Origin of the sequence: Aeromonas sp. HMWF017, from assembly GCF_003061465.1 — a bacterium.
GTDB classification, from domain to species: Bacteria; Pseudomonadota; Gammaproteobacteria; order Enterobacterales; family Aeromonadaceae; genus Aeromonas; species Aeromonas veronii.
Map to the genome: position 1 here is coordinate 1 of NZ_QAJD01000161.1, position 696 is coordinate 696.

Genomic DNA, 696 nt, shown 5'->3' on the forward strand with positions numbered 1-696 from the left:
ATGTAGTGTCGCTGGCCCGCCTGCTGGCGCTCTCCGGCCAGATGAACAGTTTCAATCAATATCAGCATGGTCAGGTGATCGAGGTGAACTCATGATCCTGCCCCTGTCTGTTCCTTTTTTCATGTCTGTTTCGACCGCCAAGGGTCGCCCGTTTGTCGAGGTGAAGTGATGAGCCATCCCCCCATCAAAAAGAAGATGAGCCAGGGTAAACCGCTGTTGTTGCCGCTGGCGCTGGTGATCCTGGTGGTCTGGCTCGGCTGGCGCTTCTGGCTCGCCTATCAGCCGGAGCCGGTGCACCTGCAAGGGCAAATTGAGGCGCAGCAGTACTCGGTCTCCTCCAAGGTGCCGGGTCGCATCGACGAGGTGCTGGTGAAAAAGGGCGATCAACTGACCAGGGATCAGCTGGTCTTTACCCTGGCGAGCCCCGAGATTGAAGCCAAGCTGAGCCAGGCCAAGGCCGGTGAAGCGGCCGCGGGCGCACTGGCGCAAGAGGCAGAGAAGGGGGCCCGTGCCCAGCAGATCGCCGCCGCCAAGGATCAGTGGCAAAAAGCCAAGGCCGCCGCCCAGCTGCGTGGCAAGACTTATGAGCGAGTCGCCAGCCTGCACCGCGATGGCGTGATGCCGCTGCAAAAACGCGATGAAGCCTGGACTGCCTGGCAAGCCGCTCGCTACAGCGAAGGAATGGCGTGGCAGCAG

General features: G+C 61.4%; 1 protein-coding gene. It reads left to right on the forward strand.

Annotated features, from left to right (window positions below):
* Nucleotides 1–168: 168 nt before the first annotated feature.
* The coding region (locus tag DBR30_RS22480; RefSeq protein WP_258224481.1) for an HlyD family secretion protein at nucleotides 169–696 on the forward strand (528 nt) is incomplete at its 3' end.